This window comes from Polynucleobacter brandtiae (assembly GCF_002797575.1).
Lineage (GTDB): Bacteria > Pseudomonadota > Gammaproteobacteria > Burkholderiales > Burkholderiaceae > Polynucleobacter > Polynucleobacter brandtiae.
The window spans coordinates 159,580-181,439 of the sequence record NZ_PGTX01000003.1 but is presented as its reverse complement, the minus strand read 5'-3'; the positions used below and the strand labels follow the sequence as shown (position 1 = coordinate 181,439).

Annotated in this window: 21 protein-coding genes and 1 tRNA gene; 18 read left to right on the top strand and 4 right to left on the bottom strand. The window is 44.7% G+C overall.

Going from position 1 to position 21,860, the window contains the following annotated elements:
- The first annotated feature begins 12 nt into the window (after positions 1-12).
- Both B0G85_RS06955 and B0G85_RS06950 read left to right on the top strand, forming a co-directional pair.
- Positions 13-537: a gamma carbonic anhydrase family protein gene (locus tag B0G85_RS06955; RefSeq protein WP_100379726.1), complete on the top strand. Its 525-nt coding sequence runs from the start codon at positions 13-15 to the stop codon at positions 535-537.
- A 94-nt stretch (positions 538-631) separates the two neighbouring features.
- Entirely contained in the window at positions 632-1,261 is a 630-nt protein-coding gene (locus tag B0G85_RS06950; RefSeq protein ID WP_100379725.1) for a trimeric intracellular cation channel family protein, read from the top strand.
- Here the strand turns inward: B0G85_RS06950 and B0G85_RS06945 are convergent.
- Positions 1,248-2,846: a gamma-glutamyltransferase family protein gene (locus B0G85_RS06945; protein ID WP_157799298.1), complete on the bottom strand. Its 1,599-nt coding sequence runs from the start codon at positions 2,844-2,846 to the stop codon at positions 1,248-1,250. The two genes, B0G85_RS06950 and B0G85_RS06945, sit on opposite strands and share 14 nt — an antisense overlap.
- A 146-nt stretch (positions 2,847-2,992) precedes the next feature.
- The gene (gene oxlT, locus B0G85_RS06940; RefSeq protein WP_100379724.1) at positions 2,993-4,267 is read right to left on the bottom strand and encodes an oxalate/formate MFS antiporter; all 1,275 of its coding nucleotides are present in this window, start codon (positions 4,265-4,267) and stop codon (positions 2,993-2,995) included.
- Between the two features lie 313 nt (positions 4,268-4,580).
- Between oxlT and B0G85_RS06935 the strand changes: the two genes are divergently transcribed.
- Complete coding sequence (locus B0G85_RS06935) at positions 4,581-6,251, top strand: MFS transporter (RefSeq protein WP_100379723.1); 1,671 nt, start codon at positions 4,581-4,583, stop codon at positions 6,249-6,251.
- Positions 6,252-6,304: 53 nt separating this feature from the next.
- Here the strand turns inward: B0G85_RS06935 and B0G85_RS06930 are convergent, their stop codons facing one another.
- Positions 6,305-6,916 (bottom strand): MOSC domain-containing protein, encoded by a 612-nt coding sequence (locus B0G85_RS06930; RefSeq protein WP_100379722.1) that lies wholly within the window; start codon positions 6,914-6,916, stop codon positions 6,305-6,307.
- A 255-nt stretch (positions 6,917-7,171) separates the two neighbouring features.
- Here B0G85_RS06930 and B0G85_RS06925 point away from each other — a divergent pair, with 255 nt between their 5' ends.
- The 15 genes from B0G85_RS06925 (at position 7,172) to B0G85_RS06855 (ending at position 21,295) form a co-directional block, all read left to right on the top strand.
- Positions 7,172-7,966 (top strand): bacteriorhodopsin-like, encoded by a 795-nt coding sequence (locus tag B0G85_RS06925; RefSeq protein ID WP_198508750.1) that lies wholly within the window; start codon positions 7,172-7,174, stop codon positions 7,964-7,966.
- Positions 7,967-8,133: 167 nt separating this feature from the next.
- Positions 8,134-9,072, top strand: coding sequence for a polyprenyl synthetase family protein (locus tag B0G85_RS06920; protein ID WP_100379721.1), 939 nt, complete (start codon positions 8,134-8,136; stop codon positions 9,070-9,072).
- Positions 9,069-11,504 carry a phytoene desaturase family protein gene (crtI, locus tag B0G85_RS06915; RefSeq protein WP_100379720.1) on the top strand — a complete coding sequence of 812 codons (2,436 nt, stop codon included), beginning with the start codon at positions 9,069-9,071 and terminating at the stop codon, positions 11,502-11,504. Before B0G85_RS06920 ends, crtI begins: the two co-directional genes overlap by 4 nt.
- A 20-nt stretch (positions 11,505-11,524) precedes the next feature.
- Complete coding sequence (locus B0G85_RS06910; protein ID WP_100379719.1) at positions 11,525-12,721, top strand: lycopene cyclase family protein; 1,197 nt, start codon at positions 11,525-11,527, stop codon at positions 12,719-12,721.
- Complete coding sequence (locus B0G85_RS06905; RefSeq protein ID WP_100379718.1) at positions 12,718-13,590, top strand: Brp/Blh family beta-carotene 15,15'-dioxygenase; 873 nt, start codon at positions 12,718-12,720, stop codon at positions 13,588-13,590. The genes B0G85_RS06910 and B0G85_RS06905 overlap by 4 nt, the downstream gene beginning before the upstream one ends.
- Positions 13,591-13,758: 168 nt before the next feature.
- Complete coding sequence (locus B0G85_RS06900; RefSeq protein ID WP_232725996.1) at positions 13,759-14,490, top strand: fumarylacetoacetate hydrolase family protein; 732 nt, start codon at positions 13,759-13,761, stop codon at positions 14,488-14,490.
- Between the two features lie 27 nt (positions 14,491-14,517).
- On the top strand, positions 14,518-15,018 hold the full coding sequence (locus B0G85_RS06895; RefSeq protein WP_100379716.1) for a cupin domain-containing protein: 501 nt from the start codon (positions 14,518-14,520) through the stop codon (positions 15,016-15,018).
- Positions 15,019-15,090: 72 nt separating this feature from the next.
- Positions 15,091-15,167: transfer RNA gene (locus B0G85_RS06890), tRNA-Met, on the top strand.
- 67 nt (positions 15,168-15,234) lie between these two features.
- Positions 15,235-15,768, top strand: a complete 534-nt coding sequence (locus B0G85_RS06885) for a DUF2878 domain-containing protein (protein ID WP_100379715.1) — start codon at positions 15,235-15,237, stop codon at positions 15,766-15,768.
- A gap of 123 nt (positions 15,769-15,891) precedes the next feature.
- A complete protein-coding gene (gene recA, locus B0G85_RS06880) occupies positions 15,892-16,974 on the top strand; it encodes a recombinase RecA (protein WP_415836302.1) in 1,083 nt (360 codons plus the stop codon).
- A gap of 7 nt (positions 16,975-16,981) precedes the next feature.
- Positions 16,982-17,551, top strand: coding sequence for a regulatory protein RecX (locus B0G85_RS06875; RefSeq protein ID WP_100379714.1), 570 nt, complete (start codon positions 16,982-16,984; stop codon positions 17,549-17,551).
- A gap of 187 nt (positions 17,552-17,738) precedes the next feature.
- A complete protein-coding gene (gene sucC, locus B0G85_RS06870; protein ID WP_100379713.1) occupies positions 17,739-18,908 on the top strand; it encodes an ADP-forming succinate--CoA ligase subunit beta in 1,170 nt (389 codons plus the stop codon).
- A gap of 14 nt (positions 18,909-18,922) precedes the next feature.
- A complete protein-coding gene (gene sucD, locus B0G85_RS06865; RefSeq protein WP_100379712.1) occupies positions 18,923-19,816 on the top strand; it encodes a succinate--CoA ligase subunit alpha in 894 nt (297 codons plus the stop codon).
- Positions 19,817-19,913: 97 nt separating this feature from the next.
- Complete coding sequence (locus tag B0G85_RS06860; RefSeq protein WP_100379711.1) at positions 19,914-20,621, top strand: TerC family protein; 708 nt, start codon at positions 19,914-19,916, stop codon at positions 20,619-20,621.
- Between the two features lie 122 nt (positions 20,622-20,743).
- Positions 20,744-21,295 (top strand): pilin, encoded by a 552-nt coding sequence (locus B0G85_RS06855; protein WP_198508749.1) that lies wholly within the window; start codon positions 20,744-20,746, stop codon positions 21,293-21,295.
- An 83-nt stretch (positions 21,296-21,378) separates the two neighbouring features.
- On the opposite strand, the gene moaC is transcribed toward B0G85_RS06855, so the two are convergent.
- A complete protein-coding gene (moaC, locus tag B0G85_RS06850; RefSeq protein WP_100379710.1) occupies positions 21,379-21,855 on the bottom strand; it encodes a cyclic pyranopterin monophosphate synthase MoaC in 477 nt (158 codons plus the stop codon).
- Between the last annotated feature and the right edge of the window lie 5 nt (positions 21,856-21,860).

The window sequence follows — 21,860 nt, the reverse complement described above, 5'->3', positions numbered from 1 at the left end:
CTATAATCAATTATGGCCATATTTGAACTAGACGGAATATCTCCCCAATTATCCGAGGGGGCTTGGATTGCGCAAAGCGCAGAAGTGATTGGTCGGGTTGAGCTCCACTCAAACGTTAGTGTGTGGCCGAAAGTAGTCATTCGGGCCGATAACGATCTTATCCAAATTGGCGAAGGTAGTAATGTTCAAGATGCCTCCATCTTGCATGCTGATCCCGGTTTCCCTCTCATCATAGGGAAGCGGGTCACTGTGGGTCATCAAGTGATGTTGCACGGATGCCATATTGGTGACGGAAGCCTGATCGGTATTGGCGCGGTGATCTTGAACGGTGCGAAGATTGGTAAAAATTGTTTAGTGGGTGCCGGTGCCTTAGTTACTGAAGGTAAAGAGTTTCCAGAGGGCTCAATGATTTTGGGCTCGCCTGCCAAGGCGGTAAAAATGCTGTCACCAGAACAGATTGCTGATATCGCTGATATTGCCGAGCGTTACGTTCACAATGCACAGCGTTATCAAAAGACGCTCAAGATCATTACTTAACCCAGCCCAATCGTTTGAGCGGCCAAGATTCACTATTCCTACGGCTGAGTAATGGTTTTTAATCGATTGGCTTCAGTAAATTAGACTATGCCTTATGGATCAAATTAATTTCTGGATTGGCATCATTGCTACAGTCGCTTTTGCTGTTACGGGTGTCCTTGCTATTGCTGACCGCGGTGTCGATCTATTTGGAGTCATGGTACTGGGCGTGATTACCGCTATTGGTGGCGGAACATTGCGAGACATTATCTTGGATGTACCTGCCTTTTGGTCGATTTCACAAATCTATATCTGGGTTGCTTTAGCTGCTTGCATCGTTACCTTTGTAGCGGAATCGTTTTTTACGCAACCGCAAATTTATCGCTTTATGCTCTATATCGATGGTCTTGGCGTAGCGTTGTTTGGCATTCAAGGGGCTGACAAGGTATGGAATTTGGATTTTGGCTTACCAGTAGCGCCAGTAATTTTAGGTGTGCTGACTGCAATTGGCGGGGGATTATTACGTGACATTTTGGCAGGACGAAAAACGTTGCTGATGTCACATGAGTTGTATGCCATTCCCGTTACTTTGGGTTGTCTTTTGTACGTGCTGATACTGAACTTCTTGCCGCAGTACACGCTCGAAGGCTCTGTACTGTGCATGCTAGCTATTTTTGGTTTACGCGTAGCGGCCATTTACTGGGATCTACGCGTACCCAAATTGTTTATTACTAAAACGCGCTAACGGCACCATCACTTCGAGGGTCCCAGCCGCCATGTAATGTTCCAGAGGGGTCTCGGATGATGCAACCCGCATGACCTACCGTTTCATCAAAAGCATCCAGCATTTCTATCTCATGCCCTAGGGCATGTAGCTCTTTGGCTACCCAAGGGCTAAATCGAGATTCCAGTTTTAAACTATCACTGGTCTGACCCCAGGTTCGACCTAATAACCAGCGGGGTCTACTGATGGCATCTTGTGGGTCTAAGCCATAAGTAGCCGTCCGGGTAAATACAGCACATTGCGTTTGTGGTTGGCCATCGCCGCCCATCGTGCCGTACACCATAGAACGACCGTCCTTAAATAAAGCCATTGCGGGATTTAAGGTGTGGAATGGCTTGCGATATGGCTCAAGGTGATTGAGTGTTTTCGGGTCAAGCGAAAAACTGCAGCCCCGGTTTTGCCAGTTCACGCCAGACTTAGGCAGCACGATGCCAGCGCCAAACTCGTGATAAATACTTTGAATAAAGGAAACACAATTTCCATTGCCATCAATCACACCCATCCAAATCGTATCGGCCGGTCCTTTTCCTTGGCCCCAAGGTAGGGCTTTTTCAGGATCAATATTCTTGGCTAGCTTCTTTAAGAAGGCGGGGGATAAGAAGGACTGGGCATTCTTTGTCATATAGGCCGGATCGGTGACAAATTGATCGCGTACCTTAAATGCTTGTTTAGTAGCTTCAACGCAGTGATGCACGTATTCCGCGCTATCAACTTTAAAGCGCTTGAGATTGAGTTGGTCCAAAATGCCGATAATCATCAGCGATACAACGCCTTGCGTTGGGGGTGTCATGTTGTACACATTACCCATACTGTGTTTGAGTTCAAGTGGGTCAATGAGCTTGGCTTGATGACGTTGTAAATCACTGAGCCGGAGTGGGCTGCCTACTTCGGTGAGCTCCTTTGCGAGAAGGTCAGCTAAGTCTCCGCGGTAGTAATCTTCCGTTCCTTTTTTTGCAATCTGACGGAGTGTTTTAGCAAGTCGCTCTTGCTTGAAGATACTGCCCACTTCAGGTGCTTTGCCATTGACTAAGAAAGTTTCTGCAAAGCCTGGAATATTGTTGAGCTCCTGCTGCTTTTTTGCAGTGAGGCTCGACTGGCTAAACGTCACTGGCACGCCAGCTTGGGCATAGTGAATCGCATCAGCCAGTAGTCGTGATAGCGGTAGCTTGCCATCAAGCCCTTGCTGAGAGAGTTTGTGAGCAGCGCCCCAACCGGAAATCGTTCCTGCAACAGTGTTAGCGGCAATGGCGCCACGAAACGGAATGGCCTTCGTAATACCGCGCTCGGCATACCAATTTTTTGTAGCTAGGCCAGCGGCTGCACCGCAAGCATCAATACCACCCATGGCTTTGCCAGGAGAGTGAACGACCCAGAAAGAGTCGCCACCAATAGAGTTCATGTGGGGGTACACCACAGCAATCGTTGCTGCAGCTGCCACCATAGCCTCTAGAGCGTTACCACCTTCCCTTAAGACTGCTAAGGCCGACTCAGATGCGAGTGAATGCGGCGCAACGGCCATGCCTCTAATACCCCATTTTTGTTGCATGAATTCTTTCTTTCGTTAAGTGTGCACTCTTATAAAAAGGTACTTACATCAGCACATCAGTATATCGTCTCGGATATTTGTAATAAAAGCAAAAAGAGCGCCCATGATCTCTGAGCGCTCTTTTGATCCCATTTGATCAAGATAATTTATGCCACAGGATTTTTCTTTAGATAATCTGCCCGCATAGGACGCAATACAAAGAAGGCAAGTAAAGCAGCGGCAGCATCAAGAGTAATCATGATGGCAAATACTGGCAACCAGCTTTCAGTAACGCCGTGAATATAGGCTGCAATTGGGCCGCCAATGATGGAGCCAACACCTTGGGCCATATATAGGAAGCCATAGTTGGTAGTGGCATGCTTTTGTCCAAAGGTGTCTGTGAGGGTGGATGGAAAGAGAGAAAAGATTTCACCCCAACCAAAAAAGACAATTCCGGAAAGCAAGACAAACATCAGTGGGTCATTACGCATCATTACCCAGGCGAACATGGCTACCGCTTCTAGTCCAAATGCAATCGTCATCGTGTATTCGCGACCGATGCGATCGGAGATCCATCCAAAAAGTGGACGGGTCAGGCCATTAGTAATGCGGTCGATCGTCAGAGCTAAAGGTAATGCAGCCATACCCCAAACCAACATGGTTGCAACACCAAAGTCTTTAGCAAAGGCACCCATTTGAGAGATCACCATTAGGCCGGAGGTAGACATCATTGAGAACATTAAGAACATCACCCAGAAAACAGGGGTCTTCAGCATTGTTTTAGGTGATACACCAGAGGATGCACTGGCAGTTTGCTCAGCAGTTTGCGTACGATCTGCACGCGGTGCACGAATACCTTGGGCTGCCAATAAACCAACAATACCAATCAAGTATCCAAATACAGTGAGGGTTTGTTGATAGCCCGATGCTGCCAAGCTATTCGAGATTGGGAATGTGGTGAGAAGCGCTCCAATACCGTAGCCTGCAGCAACCATACCTACCGCAAAGCCCCGATTTTTAGGGAACCATTTCACCATCAGTCCGACAACTCCGATGTACACAATACCGGTGCCCAGGCCACCCAAAACGCCATAAGTTAGGTAGAGGTGAGTCACGTCAACCACATTAGCCGAAAGTACCCAACTCAATCCGGTCAAAATTGTGCCAATAGACAGCAGTAAACGAGGACCAAACTTATCGACTAAGTAGCCCTGGAAGGGGGAGAAAAAGGTCTGTAGAACAATCAATATCGAGAAGGTCACTTGAAGCTGAGTCAGACTAACGCCTAGTTGCGCCAAAATCGGTTTGGTTAATAAAGCCCAAACATACTGAGGGCTAGAAATTGCCATCATGCAAACAATGCCTAATGCTAATTGGACCCACTTGGAATTGAGTGGACTACTACTAGCCCCCGGTTTATCTATTGCTGTTGCTGTTCTCATTTCGTGCTCCTTTGATAGTTATATTGAATACCAACTCAGACTAGCTTGTTTTGATTGCTTAATCACACCCAGTTGATAGTGAATGCCCTGCATTAGTGCCAAATGCCCCATTAAATTAAGTTTTGTTGCCCGAATTCGGTGCACTTCAGTGGTTTAAGGGATATGTTGTAGTGCTTGAGTCATACGACATCTGGGGAAAACCCCTAATCCCATTTGATAAGGAATTACCCTAAGTAGCGGATTTCTTTGAATTTTTTCAAAGCATAATCGGCAAGTTGTTATTTATTCCATTAAAAATAGTTAGGAGCTACTGATGTCAACATCAACTAAAGCAGCCCCAATGACCGCTGAAGAGCGCAAAGTTATTTTTGCATCCTCTTTAGGTACGGTTTTTGAGTGGTACGACTTTTATCTTTACGGTTCATTGGCTGCGATTATGGCCAAGCAGTTTTTCTCTGGCTTAGATGCTGGTTCTGCTTTCATTTTCGCGCTGTTAGCTTTTGCTGCCGGTTTTATCGTTCGCCCATTTGGCGCATTGGTATTCGGTCGTTTAGGCGATTTGATTGGACGTAAGTACACCTTCTTGGTGACTATTCTTCTCATGGGCGGTGCTACGTTCATCGTAGGTCTGCTACCAAACTATGCGACTATCGGCGTTGCTGCTCCAGTAATTCTGATTGCATTGCGTATGTTGCAAGGTTTAGCCTTGGGTGGTGAGTATGGCGGTGCGGCAACTTACGTTGCTGAGCATGCTCCTAATGGCAAGCGTGGCGCATACACTGCTTGGATTCAGACGACAGCGACATTAGGCTTGTTCTTGTCATTACTGGTGATTTTGTTCACCCGTGAATTGACAGGTCCAGACTTTGATGTTTGGGGCTGGCGCGTTCCGTTTCTTCTCTCAGTAGTTTTGTTAGCGGTATCCGTATTCATTCGTATGTCGATGAACGAATCTCCAGCTTTCAAAAAGATGAAAGAAGAAGGCAAGCTCTCTAAAGCACCTTTGACAGAGTCATTTGGTCAATGGAAGAACTTGAAGATTGTTATCTTGGCATTGTTTGGTCTGGTTGCAGGTCAAGCAGTGGTTTGGTACACAGGTCAGTTCTACGCTTTGTTCTACCTTACCCAAGTATTAAAGGTGGATCCAAAGACAGCAAACTTATTGATTGCTGCTTCATTGGTAATTGGTACTCCATTCTTCGTAATTTTTGGTACTTTGTCAGATAAGATTGGCCGTAAGGTCATCATTATGAGTGGCCTCTTATTAGCCATTATTCTGTACATCCCAAACACACCAGTTTCTTTGTTTAATGGCTTAACCCACTTTGCTAACCCAGCGTTAGAAAAGGCAATGGCAACTTCACCAGCAAGTATTACTGCTGATGTGAACGAGTGCACATTCCAATTCAATCCAACTGGTACAGCGAAATTCACTAGTTCTTGCGATATTGCAAAACAGGTGATGGCTTCGAACTCTGCTAGTTACACAACCATTGCTGGTCCTGCAGGTGGCACAGCGGTTGTGAAGATCGGTGATACAGAGATTCAGGGTTACTCTGCTAAGGGTATGGCTCCAGCTGATGCGAAAGCAAAAGATGCCGAGTTTAAGAAAGCAATTCGTGATGCATTAAATGCAGCAGGCTATCCAGTGAAAGCGGATCCAGCAGCTATCAATTACGCAGCTATTTTGGGTATCTTGGTGATCTTGGTGCTGTTGGTAACCATGGTTTATGGTCCAATTGCAGCGATGTTGGTTGAGATGTTCCCAACCCGTATTCGCTATACCTCGATGTCCTTGCCTTACCATATCGGTAACGGTTGGTTCGGCGGCCTAATGCCAACGATCGCCTTTGCCTTAGTGGCGCAAAACGGTAACATTTATTACGGTCTCTGGTACCCAATCATCATTGCTGCAGTGACATTGGTAATCGGTGTACTGTTTATTAAAGAAACAAAAGACGTAGATATTTACGCAAACGACTAAGTTACTCTAGTCGGTATTACATGAAAAACCCGATCACGATGTGGTCGGGTTTTTTATTCCCATAAATCGCGTTGATTGCGACGCTGTAAAAGGGCCTGACTCTGATCTGCGATGGAAGTCACTCTTTGTCCAGGTATCAATTGAATAGATGCACCTGCAGTAACGAAGCCCGGACGATTCACGCGCAAATACCACCCACTAAACCCTGACTGAAGCATCGCTTTAGCAGCACCCTTATAGCCCATTTTGGCGTTGAACTTAAAGCAGGGCTCTCTCAGTTTGGTGACAGTAAATTCTAGATCACCTATGACCAGTTGATCTCCAACATAGATCATGGTTTCTAGTAAACCTTCAAAAGTAAAGTTTTCACCAAATGCGCCCAAAGGAAGATCGACTGCTACTTTTCTCTCTTGACTAAGCAGCTTGTTCCAAAAAGCGTAATGCTCAATTGGATAGACATAAATTGCTTTTTCCATACCGCCATGAACAGATAAATCTGCCTGTTCATCCCCGGTGACACCTAAAGAGTGAATTTTTATTGAGGTTGGGTTTTGAGTGTTGCTGATACTGCGTTTATTAATCGCCGACGCTACGGATGGGTAATTCGGGTGATGGTTCCCAAATAGCGGAGCAACCGTTCCAGTAGAGATGGAGAGAAGTTTCATGGATATCTTTATTTTTAACAGCGTCAGGAAGCACAGGTCACTAAATATGACATAAGTATGACGAAGACATTACGCAACGATAGTAGAGAGTATTGGTAAAAACCCCCATACAAAGGAGGTTGAAAAACCACGAGGGTAACCACTAACTGACGTGAATTTATATTTAGTTGTAGGATATGAGAATGACTTCACTTAAAGCTTAATTTTTAAAAGTCATATTTCGTAATAAAAGTCTTTATAAACATCGGGAGATTCATGATGCTGTCTCATTTTAAAAAGTTGTTTAGTAGCGCGCTGCTCTTTAGTGGCTTAGCTTTACTGACGACACAAGCCTTTGCGGCAGCGGATACGCTAAAGCAAGAAGACTTTGTCGGCATTTCGTTTTGGATCATTTCTATGGCGTTGGTTGCATCTACTGCGTTTTTCTTTTTAGAGCGTGATCGTGTTTCTCCAAAATGGAAAACCTCATTAACCGTATCAGGCTTAGTGACATTAGTAGCTGCTGTTCACTATTTCTACATGCGTGATGTTTGGGTCGCAACGGGTTCTACACCAACCGTATTTCGTTACATCGACTGGTTAATTACAGTACCTTTGCTAATGATCGAGTTCTATCTGATTTTGTCAGCAATTGCAAAAGTTCCAACAGGCGTTTTCTGGCGCTTGATGATTGGTACTTTGGTCATGTTGATTGGTGGATATGTAGGTGAAGCCGGTTACGTTGCTGTATGGCCAGCATTTATTGTCGGTATGATCGGTTGGTTCTATATTCTGTATGAAATCTTTGCTGGTGAAGCTAGCAAAATCAATGCAGCTTCTGCGCCTCCATCAGTTCAATCTGCTTTCAACACAATGCGTTTGATCGTGACCTTTGGTTGGGCAATCTATCCGATCGGATACTTCTTCGGATACCTTACTGGTGCCGGTCCAGAGAGTAGTGCTAATGCGTTAAATATCATTTATAACGCTGCGGACGTTCTCAATAAGATCGCATTTGGTTTGATTATTTGGAGTGTTGCTGTAGCTGAAACTGAAAGATCAGGTAAGTAATTGTTTTGATTAAAGACTAGTGGGAGCATTCCCATTAGTCTTTTCATTTGGTAGTGATTAGTAGTGATTAGTAGTGACTAGTAACAAATTAGTAAAGTAAATCAATGCGATAAATAAGAGTAGTTAATTATTTAGTGGTAACCATAGACAGATTTAGGGATATCCCCATGAACAGGCTTGCAGATGAATTTCTGGTAAAAACAGCTCCTAATCCGGACTTGTGGCTTTCATCTGTGGACGCTCTGATGCTCGATTTAGTTAAAGATCAAGAGCAATCTAAAAATACTATTTCCTCCTTAGCGCATGAAGCTGCCGCGTATCATCTTCAATTGGGCGGTCACCGCATTCGTGCTCGTCTTGCCCTTGCTGCTTGTGCAAGCTTAGGAGTGAATGAAACAAATGCCATTGCCTTAGCAGCAGCTGTTGAGTTGCTGCATAACGCCTCATTAGTCCATGATGACCTTCAGGATGAGGATTTGATAAGACGTGGATCGAAAGCGGTCTGGGCTCAATTCGGTAGTAACGTTGCCATCTGTACTGGCGACCTCATGTTATCCGCCGCTTATGCCGCAATTGCCCAAACGCAATGCTATGCCCTCATTCCTGAATTACTGAAACAAATGCATGCAAAAGTGTCTTATGCCATCAAAGGCCAATGCTCTGATCTCCTGTTGGACTCTAAAACACTCAATTTAAAGACATACGAAGATATTGCCTTCAGTAAATCAGGGGCATTGCTGAGCTTGCCGATCGAGCTAGCCCTGATTGCTGGTGGTAAAAAAGAATGGATAACTCAGGCAAGACAGGCTGCCGATGACTTTGCTGTGGCCTATCAGATTTATGATGACATCGAAGATTTTGAAAAAGATTCTAGTGGTGACTGCATCCACCACGCTAATATTTTGTTGGTATTACAGTCAGACCCAAGCGGTATGAATAGCTATCAAGCAGCATTAGATTTAGGGTTACTTAAGCTAGAGCAGGCTACCAATGCTTGCAATCATTTGCCGATGAATTCAGGTTACTTACTTGCTGAGCTTGCCCAGAAGCTATCCCACCAACTGAAAGCTACCACACCAATTTCCTCAGATATCGCACGGCAATGAAGGCAATCGTAGTGGGTGCTGGATTTGGAGGTATTGCTGCTGCATTGAGACTACGCGCCAAGGGTTATGAGGTAACCCTGATTGATCGGTGTGCTGATATAGGTGGTCGTGCACAGGTTTTTAACCGCAATGGCTTTCGCCATGATGCAGGTCCAACAGTAATCACCGCCCCCTTCCTATTCGAAGAACTTTTTTCTCTGTTTGATGAGAAGCTTGAAGATCATGTCAAGTTAGTCCCACTTACGCCATGGTATCGGTTTGTATTCGCAGATCAAACTACATTTGATTATGGCGGAACCTTAGAGCAGACCTTGGCCGAAATTCGCCGTATTGAGCCTGCAGACTGTGTGGGCTATAAAAAATTATTAGCGCAATCTAAACGAATTTTTGAGGTCGGTTTTGTTGAGCTTTCAGCGCAACCATTTCATCAATTTAAGACAATGCTGGCTCAGATTCCCAGGCTGATTGGTTTAGGTAGCTACAAAACAGTTTGGGGTTTGGTGTGCAGTTATCTTCAAAATCCAAAGCTGAGGCAAGCTTTTTCCATTCAGCCTTTGTTAGTGGGTGGTAATCCTTTTGATACCACTAGCATTTATGGCTTGATTCATTATTTAGAGCGTTCATACGGCGTCTACTTTGCTATGGGTGGTACGGGCGCTATTACTAAGGCATTGTCAGATTTAATGCAACGCCATGGTATCGCTATTAAGCTTGGTACTACGGTTGAGCAGATCCTAATTGAGAATGGGGTTGCTCAAGGGGTATTGCTAGAAGGTGGCCAGGTAATCGATGCCGATGTGATTGTCTCTAACGCAGATCCTGCTTTTTTATACAGCAAGATGATTGAGCCGAAAAAACAAGCAATCATGACCCGCTCAAAATTGAAAGCCGCATCGTATTCAATGGGTCTTTTTGTCTTGTATTTTGGCACGACCCGACAGTATCCTGAAGTAGCTCATCATACAATTTGGATGGGCGAGCGCTATCGCGAACTACTCGAGGATATCTTTGATAAGAAAATACTTACAGAAGATTTTTCACTTTACTTGCATCGTCCCACAGCAACAGATCCCAGTTTTGCTCCAGAAGGATGCGACAGTTTTTACGTACTTTGCCCCGTCCCTAATTTACAGGCAGAGATTGACTGGTCTGTCGAAGGTCCTAAACTTCAATCTCGGATTGTTGCCGCTTTGGATCGAACGATCCTGCCAGGGCTTACAGAAACAATTACGAGTGATTTTTTCATGACGCCCCAAGATTTTAAGACTGACTACTTGAGTCAGTTTGGTGCGGGTTTCTCAATTGCGCCCCTTTTTAGACAATCGGCTTGGTTTCGTTTTCACAATAAAGCTGAAGGTATCAAAAACTTATATCTAGTTGGAGCGGGAACGCATCCTGGAGCTGGTATGCCTGGAGTGCTTTGCTCAGCAAAAGTCATTGATAATTTGATCCCATCAGTAAATCCTATTAAAAGAGCTGGCTCTAAAGAGCCCTCAATACTGAGGCCTCATGTGGTTCAGTCGCCCTCAGAAGCCATATTAGCTGAGGCTGAAAATACTTTGGCTACAAAGGGTAGAAGTTTTTATTGGGCCCGTTTTTTTATGAGCGCACAGCAGGCATCGAACGCTACCCGTTTGTATAGCTTTTGTCGCTATCTAGACGATCTCGTAGATGAGGAGCATTCGGCTGAAAAGGCAGCGCAGGCTATTGAGCTGGCTGAAGCAGAAATTACAGCGGGGCACTCAACGCAGCCAGTAATTCAGGATGGGATTAATTTAATGCGGGAGTGTCATATTGATTTAGTGGTGGTTTTAGATTTGATTAAGGGTATTCAATCTGACATTCGATTAAAGCAAATTGAAAATGATGCAGCACTATTAAAGTATTGCTATCAAGTTGCGGGTACGGTTGGACTGATGATGTGCAAAGTGCTTAATGTAAATGATCCAGCAGCGTTACGACATGCGGTTGACTTAGGCATTGCAATGCAACTTACGAATATCTGTCGTGATGTTGCCGATGATGCGAAAGTAGGGCGCTGCTACTTGCCTATCTCGATGGTGGGTGAAATGAGTATGGCCCAGTTGATGAATCCGGATTTGGAAACACAGGTGCTTGTTATTAACGGCATTGCAAGAATGTTGAAAAAGGCAGATCAGTACTATGCTAGCGGGCACAATGGTTTGTCTTATTTGCCTTTAGGAGCTCGTAGTAGTATTTTGGTGGCAGCGCGTGTCTATCAAACGATTGGTACTCAATTAAAGAAAAATAAATTTAACTATTGGCAGCAAAGGGCAGTGGTCTCTGGTCCTCAAAAAATATTGGTGACCACTACTGCATTTATTCAAGCCATATTCACTCGAAGTTTTTGGCGTCCTCTGGGTTATCTAAATAGCGCTAAACAACGTCCTTTCTCAGATTTTTTTATTTAGCGATATAGTAGTTATGATTAATGGCTGAAAAATATGATCTGATTATTTTGGGAGGAGGCTGTGCAGGCCTTAGCCTAGCCAGAGAGCTTGCGCTATCTAAAGGCAAGAAGTTGAAAGTATTGCTTTTAGAATCCCGCAAAGAATATAAAAATGATCGTACTTGGTGCTTTTGGGAGCCTCCCGAAAAGGCTAAAAAGGGTAAGCAAATTCAGGCTCATGCAGGTGCAACCCATCAATGGAGCATGCTGAGAATCAGCTCCAATTTGGAAAGCATTTTTTTCCCTTGCAAGAATCGCCCCTATCAAATGCTTGCTTCTGATCAATTCTATCAAGCAGCATTAAAAACGATCTATTCCTCCCCTCAAATTGAAGTTGAGTTAGGAGCTGTTGTTGAGGATGCCGTTCATCATTTTCAAGATCATTGGGAGGTCAAGACTAGTGAGGGTGTGTTCCAGAGTTCATTTTTGGTCGATACCCGTCCAGACAGCGTCAACCCCAATACCACCAGCATTCTTTGGCAATCGTTTTATGGCTTTGAAATTGAATGTAGCGATGCGATCTTTGATTCGAGCATAGCCGATCTAATGGATTTCTTGCCGGGCTCTGATCGCATTGCATTTATCTACTTTTTACCCATGTCAGCTACTCGGGCTTTAGTTGAATTTACTGTATTTGCTCCTAGCCCTCTAACAGCAACAGACCTAGCTTCTTACCTTGAGAGTGCTGTTAAAGAGCGTGTAGGGGATACAGCATTCACTATTTTGAGATCCGAAAGTGCATGCTTACCTATGGGATTAGATGTGCCACCAAGAGTTGCTGATGCTAGTTACGCCAAAGTAGGTGTAATGGCAGGGTCTGCTAGAGCTAGCACGGGTTATGCCTTTCAGAGAATTCAGCAATGGGCTCGACTATGTGCGGCTTCATTGGTTCAGTCAGGGGAATTAATTAATCAGCCATCTGATCCTTGGATTGTTCGCAAGATGGATATTTTATTTTTGAAGGTATTACGCTCCGACCCTGCCAAAGCGCCAAGCTTATTTTTATCGCTTTTTAAAAATGTTTCCCCATTGATAGTGATTCGTTTTCTGAGTGGTGAGGCGAGAGCCTTGGATTACCTATCGGTTATGCGCTCTTTACCAGCAACACCATTTATTCGAGAGCTTTTTCGCCCCCTATTGCCCAGAGAAAAAGAAGTTCATCAGAAGGTGAGTCTATGAACCTGAGGCTCCAGGGACAATTATTTTGTACCTTTTCTTTTTTTGTGATTCTGGTCTATTTGTTGGGATTTAGCCTGGATAAAAAGGTGGAGTGGCTAGTACTCATTGCCCTGATTACTTTACTAGGTATTCCGCATGGAGCTCTGGATGCCATTCTTGCTAAGCCCCTCTACAAAATAAACTCTCCAATGCAGTGGCTGATCTTTTTAACGGCCTATCTAGCCTTAGCTGCAGCAGTAGTGCTAATTTGGTGGGCGGCCCCTACTTTTTTCTTGATTGGGTTTTTAATTATTTCTGCCATTCATTTTTCAACGGATATTGAAGGTCATTTTTCTCGTATATATCGCTTCACTTACGGCTCATGTATTTTGGTATTACCGGCACTTTTATATGCTCCTGAGATGCATATTTTATTTGCCTTCGTGGCCGGGGAAGAGGCTGCAAACATGGTCATGGCAGGCTTACGGCCAATAGCAATACCTTGGCTGATTGCATCTATTTTTTTGGCTGTAGCCCATATTCGAAAAGATCGCTTTAGTAGTGTTGAATTTCTGGCGGTAATTGCAGTAGCCAGCTTTTTACCTCCGCTATTAGCGTTCACCATTTTCTTCTGCGGCATGCACGGGCCTCGTCACATCATGCGTGCTTATCGGTTCGCCAATCTAGACTCTGGCACTGCATTGCTCAAAGCAATGATTCTGCCGATGATTTTTGTATTAGGGGCTTTTATCTCGGCCTGGGTACTATTTCCGAGTACTCAGTTGGATGGGCAACTCATCCAGATCCTATTTGTGATCCTGGCGGCTTTGACCGTTCCACATATGTTAGTGATTGACAGACTTTCGCATGCCTCATCTAGCGGATATTGATTCTTAGGGTTTTCCTGATAGTTGTATGAGCGAATATGAACATGAATACGCATAAGATAGTGTATTCATTTTTTTAGGGAATAAGCAATGTCAAACTTTAATAGTGATGCCCTTAGTCGACGCAGTGCAATTAAGCTAGGTGTTGTGTCGCTTTCTACTGTAGGCGTGATGTCTTCAGCTCAGGCGCATAAAGAGAGTGATTCAGTTAAAACGCCGTTTGCTGTTGCGCAAACGTTGATTCCTATTGCAGGTAGTAGCGCTGAATTTCCAGTACGCCGTATTTACTGTATTGGTCGAAATTATGCGGCTCATGCACGCGAGATGGGTTCAGACCCCACGCGTGAGCCACCATTCTTTTTTCAAAAGCCAACGGATGCCATTCAGTTTGTTGCGCCTAATAAAATAGTCGACCATGCATACCCTTCTCTGACCAAAAATTATCACTATGAAGTCGAGCTAGTGGCTGCCTTAAACAAGGGCGGTAAGAATATTCCTATTGATAAAGCCCTTGAGCATGTCTTTGGGTACGCTTTGGGCCTAGATATGACCCGCCGGGATTTGCAGCGTTTTATGGGGGATCAGAAGAAGCCTTGGGAAATAGGTAAATCGTTTGATCACTCTGCACCGATAGGGCCTATTTATCCTTTAGCGCAAGTGGGGCACTTTACTAAAGGGACTATTGCCCTTTCAGTAAATGGGGTAGTAAAGCAAAAGGCGACTTTGGACCAGATGATTTGGTCTGTGGCAGAGCAAATTTCTAAATTATCAGAAGCGAATGAGCTCTTTCCTGGGGATATTATTTACTCTGGAACACCAGAGAATGTAGGGCCGGTAGTTAGGGGAGATATTGTGCGCTGTAGCATCGATAACTTACCGGACTTAGTGATCAAGATTGTTTAACTTGAAGAGATTATATATTTTTTGCTAATGCCCAATTCAAAAGATTCGATTAAGGAGCTTGTTCAGCGCTTAAATTTGCTGCCACATCCCGAGGGTGGGTTTTATAAAGAGATGTATCGCGCACCGCTAGAGTTTGAAGTGCCGATTCTTAATGGTGTACGCCCAGCTTACACGAGCATTTATTTTTTACTGCCAGGAGATTCCTTTTCAGCTTGGCACAAGGTCGCCTCTGATGAAAGCTGGTTTTTTCATACCGGCTGCTCGTTATCAATTTATTTGATGAATGCTCTGGGGAAGCTAGAGGAGCATCGTGTTGGTGTGGATGACCAACTGCAGATGACTGTGCCTGCCAATACTTGGTTTGCCGCTAAAGCACATGAAGCGTCTTCCTTTAGTTTGGTTAGCTGTACCGTCGCACCAGGTTTCGATTTTGCAGACTTTGAATTAGGTCGGCGACAGCAATTATTGGACCAATTTGGCGATAGTGAGGAGAATAAAGTCATCTTTACCCGGTTTACCAGGCAATGAGGCGCTTACCCTAAAGATAGGTCGGTGCAGATCTCACCCCTAATCTGACCAATTTGTTACAATCATTGCTTCGGCGAATTAGCTCAGCTGGTTAGAGCGACGGAATCATAATCCGCAGGTCCGGGGTTCAAATCCCTGATTCGCCACCATGTTTAGAAGGCCATTACCCAGCGGTGATGGCCTTTTTCTTAGGCAGGGTTGCTTGGAGGTGTGCTGATGGCTAAATTTTGGAATTTTGTGATTTTTCAGCTAGGCTGGTTTGCTTGCATCATTGGTGCAGCTAAACAGGAAGTGCTTTGGCCTGCTTTAGGTACTTTGGCCTACATTGCCTGGCATATTTGGCGCTCACCCCAGCCTATTCTTGAGCTGAGGCTGATTATTAAGGCGGTCTTGTTTGGAGTGAGTGCAGACTCACTTATCGCTTATTTTGGTTTTCTTAGGTTCGAGGATGCTTGGCCAAGCGCGAATCTCTCGCCACTATGGATGTGGGCGCTTTGGGCCTTAGTGGCCAGCACCATTAATAGTTCCTTATCTTGGTTAAGAGAGAGGCCTATTTTGGGGGCTATTCTCGGAGGGATCGCAGGCCCACTGTCCTATGAAGCCGGCATCAGGATGGGAGCTGGAGCCTGGGGTATTCATGGACAAATAGGGGGTTTAGTCCTTTTAAGCCTGGTTTGGGCGGTGGCAATTCCCTTATTCTTTTACTGGGATCGAATCGCTGCAGGACCAAGCCTAGCCAAGAATCAGTAATAAGTACGCAAAAGACGCTTGCAAATAGTACTGTTTTTATATACAGTAACTTGCATGACCTTTAAAAACAAAAAATCAGCAGGAAAAAGCCCTCTAAATAGCGAAAAGGAATTTAATATGGCCTTGGATGATAAGAAAAAATCAGCCTCATCAGAGTTTGACGGAATGAGTGGAGATAAGCAAAAAGCATTAAGTGCAGCTTTGGCGCAAATCGAGAAGCAGTTTGGCAAAGGCTCAATCATGAGATTGGGCGATGCAGAAATCAATCAAGATATTCAGGTGGTTTCTAGCGGTTCCTTGGGCCTAGATATCGCTTTAGGAGTTGGTGGCTTAGCGCGCGGTCGTGTCATCGAGATTTATGGTCCTGAGTCTTCAGGCAAAACTACACTAACCCTACATGCAATTGCAGAAATGCAAAAGATAGGTGGTACATGTGCATTTATTGACGCTGAGCATGCCTTGGATGTTCAGTACGCTTCACGCCTCGGTGTAGATGTAAATAATTTATTAATTTCTCAGCCAGATACAGGTGAGCAAGCATTAGAGATTGCAGATGCGCTAGTGCGCTCCGGTTCAATTGACCTCATTGTGATCGACTCAGTTGCTGCTTTGGTTCCAAGAGCTGAGATCGAGGGTGACATGGGCGATTCCTTGCCAGGATTGCAAGCGCGTTTGATGAGTCAGGCCTTACGTAAACTGACTGGTGCAATCAAGCGGACGAATACGACGGTAATCTTTATTAACCAAATTCGGATGAAAATTGGCGTGATGTTTGGCTCCCCAGAGACTACTACAGGCGGTAATGCGCTGAAGTTCTACGCTTCTATGCGTTTAGATATTCGCCGCATTGGTAGCATCAAAAAAGGCGACGAAATTGTTGGCAACGAGACTCGCGTCAAAGTGGTGAAGAATAAGGTATCCCCTCCATTTCGTGAGGCAATTTTTGACATCATGTATGGTGCTGGTATCTCAAGAGAAGGTGAGATTATCGATATGGGCGTTGAGGCTGATATCGTTGAGAAATCTGGTTCTTGGTATAGCTATAACGGAGATCGTATCGGTCAAGGTAAAGATAACGTGCGTGAGTTCTTAAAAGAGAACCCAGCAATCGCGATTGATATTGAAACAAAAATTCGTGCAAAGTTGGGTGTAAAGGCAGGAACGGCAATTATTAGTGACGTTGTGAGCGAAGAAGAGGAAGCGTAGTCGTTCCATGTCAGAGCTAGGTGGTAAAGATAAACAAAGCCCGAGTCTCAAAGCTCGGGCTTTGCGCTTTTTATCAATGCGCGAATATAGCCGCAAGAGCTTAGGGGCAAAGTTAGAAGATTCAGTTGCTAGATCGCTAAAGTTACAGCGTGCTCGAGAAAAATCGGAGGAGTCTAGCTTAGGGAGCCAAGATTCAGGGAATTCTGATTTAGCGAATTCCATTCCAGTTAAACCTTTAAGTATTCAGATAGAAGAAGTATTAAATGACTTCGAGGCAAGAGGGTGGTTGTCAGATCAGCGATTCGCGGAGGCCCTAGTTAGACGACGTAGTGAACGCTTTGGCACTAGAAAAATACAAGATGAGTTACAGCAAGCTGGTGTTGATAGCAGTAAGACGACCGAGCTCTTAAAATCCCTAAAAGAAACAGAGTTTGAACGCGCACATGCACTGTGGCTGCGCAAGTTTGGTGTCATCGCTCAAGAGCAAAAAGAGAAAGCCCGGCAGTACCGTTTTCTGGCTTCAAAAGGATTTAGCTCGGATGTTGTGTCTAGGGTAGTCACCGGACGTTCCAGTTAGGGGAAATACGGGGTTCAAACAGCATATTGCGGCATTGCAGCATGCTAGACTCTTAATCTTGGGTGTTCAGTCGAATTTACTAAATTTTTGTTCAATTAAAAATACTTCGAGCAAAAGTGAAATGAAGGTGAATCTGGCTTTGAAAATCCTTATCGCCCTCTAAAAAGACACTGATTCAGGAGTAATAATGAAAATTCATGAGTACCAAGGTAAAGAGTTGCTGCGCCAATTTAATGTGCCCGTTCCTAATGGCATCCCTGTATTTAGTGTCGATGAGGCAGTCAAAGCTGCTGAAACATTGGGCGGACCAGTATGGGTAGTCAAAGCCCAGATTCATGCGGGTGGTCGAGGTAAAGGCGGCGGTGTAAAGCTAGCCAGAAGTATGGATGAAGTGAAGAAATACGCTTCTGAAATTATGGGCATGCAGTTAAAAACCCATCAAACAGGACCAGAAGGCCAAAAGGTCAATCGCCTCTTAATTGAAGATGGCGCAGATATTAAAAAAGAGTACTACTTCAGTATTGTTACTGATCGCGGCACCCAAAAGAATGTAATCATGGCGTCTAGCGAAGGCGGCATGGATATTGAAGAGGTTGCAGAGTCTCATCCAGAAAAAATTATCAAAGTGTTTGTTGATCCACTGATTGGATTAACCGATGCTGATTGCCAAATCATTGCAAAAGGAATTGGTGTTCCTGATGCCTCAATTCCAATGGCGAGCGAAGTATTTAAAAATCTTTACAAAACGTATTGGGATACCGATGCTTCACTAGTGGAAATCAACCCATTAATCTTAGAAGGCAATGGCAAGATCAAAGCGTTGGATGCTAAATTTAATTTTGATCCAAATGCCCTATACCGTCATCCAGAAATCGTAGCCTATCGCGATATTGATGAAGAAGATGCTGCAGAGATTGAGGCTTCTAAGTTCGATTTGGCTTATATCTCCCTAGACGGCAATATTGGCTGTTTAGTAAATGGCGCGGGCTTAGCAATGGCAACGATGGATACTATTAAATTGTTCGGTGGTGAGCCAGCTAACTTTTTAGATGTGGGCGGTGGCGCTACAGCAGAAAAGGTTACGGAAGCTTTTAAAATCATGCTCAAGAACAAGAGTGTAGAAGCCATTTTGGTTAATATTTTTGGCGGCATCATGCGTTGTGACGTGATCGCTGATGGCGTAGTTACAGCTTGTAAGGCGGTGAACTTAACGGTTCCTTTGGTTGTGCGAATGAAGGGCACCAACGAAGAGCTAGGCAAGAAAATACTTGCAGATTCGGGTTTGCCTATCATTAGCGCCGATTCAATGGCTGAGGCGGCTACAAAAGTAGTTGCTGCCGTTGCTAAAAATAAATAATCAAGGAAATCAATATGTCTATTTTGGTTAACAAAAATACAAGAGTCATTACGCAAGGTATTACTGGAAAAACTGGACAGTTTCATACTGAAAAGTGTCAGGAATACGCAAATGGTAAAAACTGTTTTGTCGCTGGTGTAAATCCTAAGAAAGCAGGCGAGTCTATTTTCAACATTCCAATTTATGGGACAGTGAAAGAAGCTGCTCAACAAACTGGGGCGACTACTTCGGTAATTTATGTTCCTCCCCCTGGTGCTGCTGCTGCAATCTGGGAAGCGGTTGAGGCTGACTTAGATTTCGTGATCTGCATCACAGAGGGTATTCCAGTCAAAGATATGCTGGAGTTACGCAATAAGATGGCAACTAAAGAAGCGGCGGGTGGCAAGAAGACGCTACTGTTGGGTCCTAATTGCCCAGGAATTATTACGCCGGACGAAATTAAAATTGGCATCATGCCAGGCCATATTCATAAGAAGGGCCGCATTGGTGTTGTTAGTCGTTCGGGCACCTTAACTTATGAGGCCGTTGGTCAATTGACATCAATTGGTTTAGGTCAGTCCACAGCGGTAGGTATTGGTGGCGACCCAATCAATGGCTTAAAGCATATTGACATCATGAAGATGTTTAATGAGGACCCAGAAACCGATGCCGTCATCATGATTGGTGAAATCGGCGGACCAGACGAGGCAGAAGCTGCACGCTGGTGTAAGGACAACATGAAGAAGCCAGTAGTAGGCTTTATTGCTGGCGTCACGGCGCCTCCAGGCAAGCGTATGGGCCATGCAGGGGCATTGATCTCTGGTGGCGCAGATACTGCAGATGCCAAGCTTGAAGTGATGGAGGAGTGTGGCTTCAAGGTCACTCGAAATCCTTCAGAAATGGCCGCCTTGCTTAAAGCTATGTTGTAATTGTGGTCTTACGAGTAAATTGACATGCTGATTCGTCAGCATGTCTTTTGTAGCACCCTGTAGTTAAAACTAAAATATTAAGAAATACGGAGACAATATGGATTTTTCAGCATTCTCAGACGCAACATTTTGGGCGGCACTACTCTCAATCATTGTTGCTAATATCCTCTTATCTGGCGACAACGCTGTGGTGATTGCCTTGGCATCACGCAACTTGCCACCTGCACAGCAAAAGAAAGCCATTTTCTGGGGTAGCGCCGCTGCTATTATTTTGCGCGTCGTACTGACGATTACAGCAGTAGCACTCTTGTCATTACCTTATTTAAAAATTGTCGGCGCTTTGTTGTTGCTCTATATCGGCATTCAATTGTTATCCGACAGTGGTGGTGAAGAGGATATGAAAGGTGAGTCCAGTATTTGGGCGGCTATTCGTACGATCTTGATTGCTGACTTAGTAATGAGTTTGGATAACGTTTTAGCGGTTGCTGCTGCAGCTCAAAAAGGCCCTCAAGAAACACAACTTTTGCTGTTGATTATTGGTTTAGGAATGTCTATTCCCTTAATCATCTTTGGTAGTGCTATGTTGCTTAAGGTGATGGATCGCTTTCCAGTCATCATTACTTTAGGTGCTGGTCTACTAGGTTTGTTAGCCGGCGGTATGTTGGTTGACGATCCTGCTATCAAGGATAGTATTCAGGAGGCGCTTGGCGATGCGAAGCTGGCATTTGAGGTTATTGGTGTGGCGATTGTTATTTTGGTTGGAACTTATTTGAAGAAAAAAAATGCTGGCAAACATGCCCATTAATTTTCTGACGCATTAATCCAAAAAAGCCGGCCACTAAAGCCGGCTTTTTTGACATTTAAGCACCTTGAATCCCTTCGGTATAGACTGGATGATGAGGTATTCAACCACCGGAGCTTATGGAAATGTCAGTCCAATTACAGCAGTCAAAACAGCAACCAAAACAGCAACAAAAACAGCAACCACAAGGCCAGTCAGAATCAGGCTTCACCCTAATTGAAGTGATGGTAGTGGTTGCCATCATCGGAATCCTTGTTGCCGTAGCGGTACCCCAGTATCAAGACTACATTGCACGCAGTCGCATTGTGGAAGGGATGAACCTCTCCTCAAGTGCAAAGTTAGCTGTGACAGAAGCTTTTGCGAGTCGTGGAACGGTGTCAATGAGTGAGGCAACAGATGGATCATTTACATTTGTTACCACTCGCAGCGTTAAGCTCATTGAGATTACCCCGTCCGGAGCAATTGCGATCGACTATCAAAGCAATGTTGCCCCAGAAGGAAAAAATACACTTCACCTTATTCCAACAAATGACCCAGATAGTAATATTCCAAGGGCGATTGATTTGTCCAAGCCGGAGGGTGCAACTTGGGCTGGAGGATGGTCGTGCAGATCGACTGAAACAAACTTATTGCCGCAGCTTTTACCGTCAGAATGCCGCATTACCGGCAGCAAGTAAGTGCGTTAAGTAACTCAATTTAGTAAATAAAAGGTCACCTTGGGTGACCTTTGTTTATCGAGGAAGCGCTAGAAACCATGCACTCAAGCTGCTTTCCACTCCCCAGACTTGCCACCACTCTTCTCTAGTAGGTGAACATCACCCATCACCATGCCTCTATCGACGGCTTTGGCCATGTCATAAATTGTGAGGAGGGCAACTTGGACGGCAGTTAGGGCCTCCATTTCCACCCCAGTAGGCCCTGTGGTTTCTGCTCTTACTTGGCAGATGATGCTGCTTTCTACTGCCTGAAGTTCGAACTCGAGACTGACATGGGTTAACGCCAAGGGATGGCATAGGGGAATTAAATCGGAGGTTTTTTTAGATGCCTGAATACCTGCAATCCGAGCAATTCCGAGGACATCTCCCTTTTTATGGGTACCTTCCGCAATCATTTTAAAGGTCTCAGGAAGCATCGTAATCTTGCCGGTAGCGAGGGCAATCCTGTGCGTATGGGGCTTATCGCCAACATTGACCATATGGGCTTGCCCACTGGCGTCAAAATGAGTTAGTTTATTCATGGGAT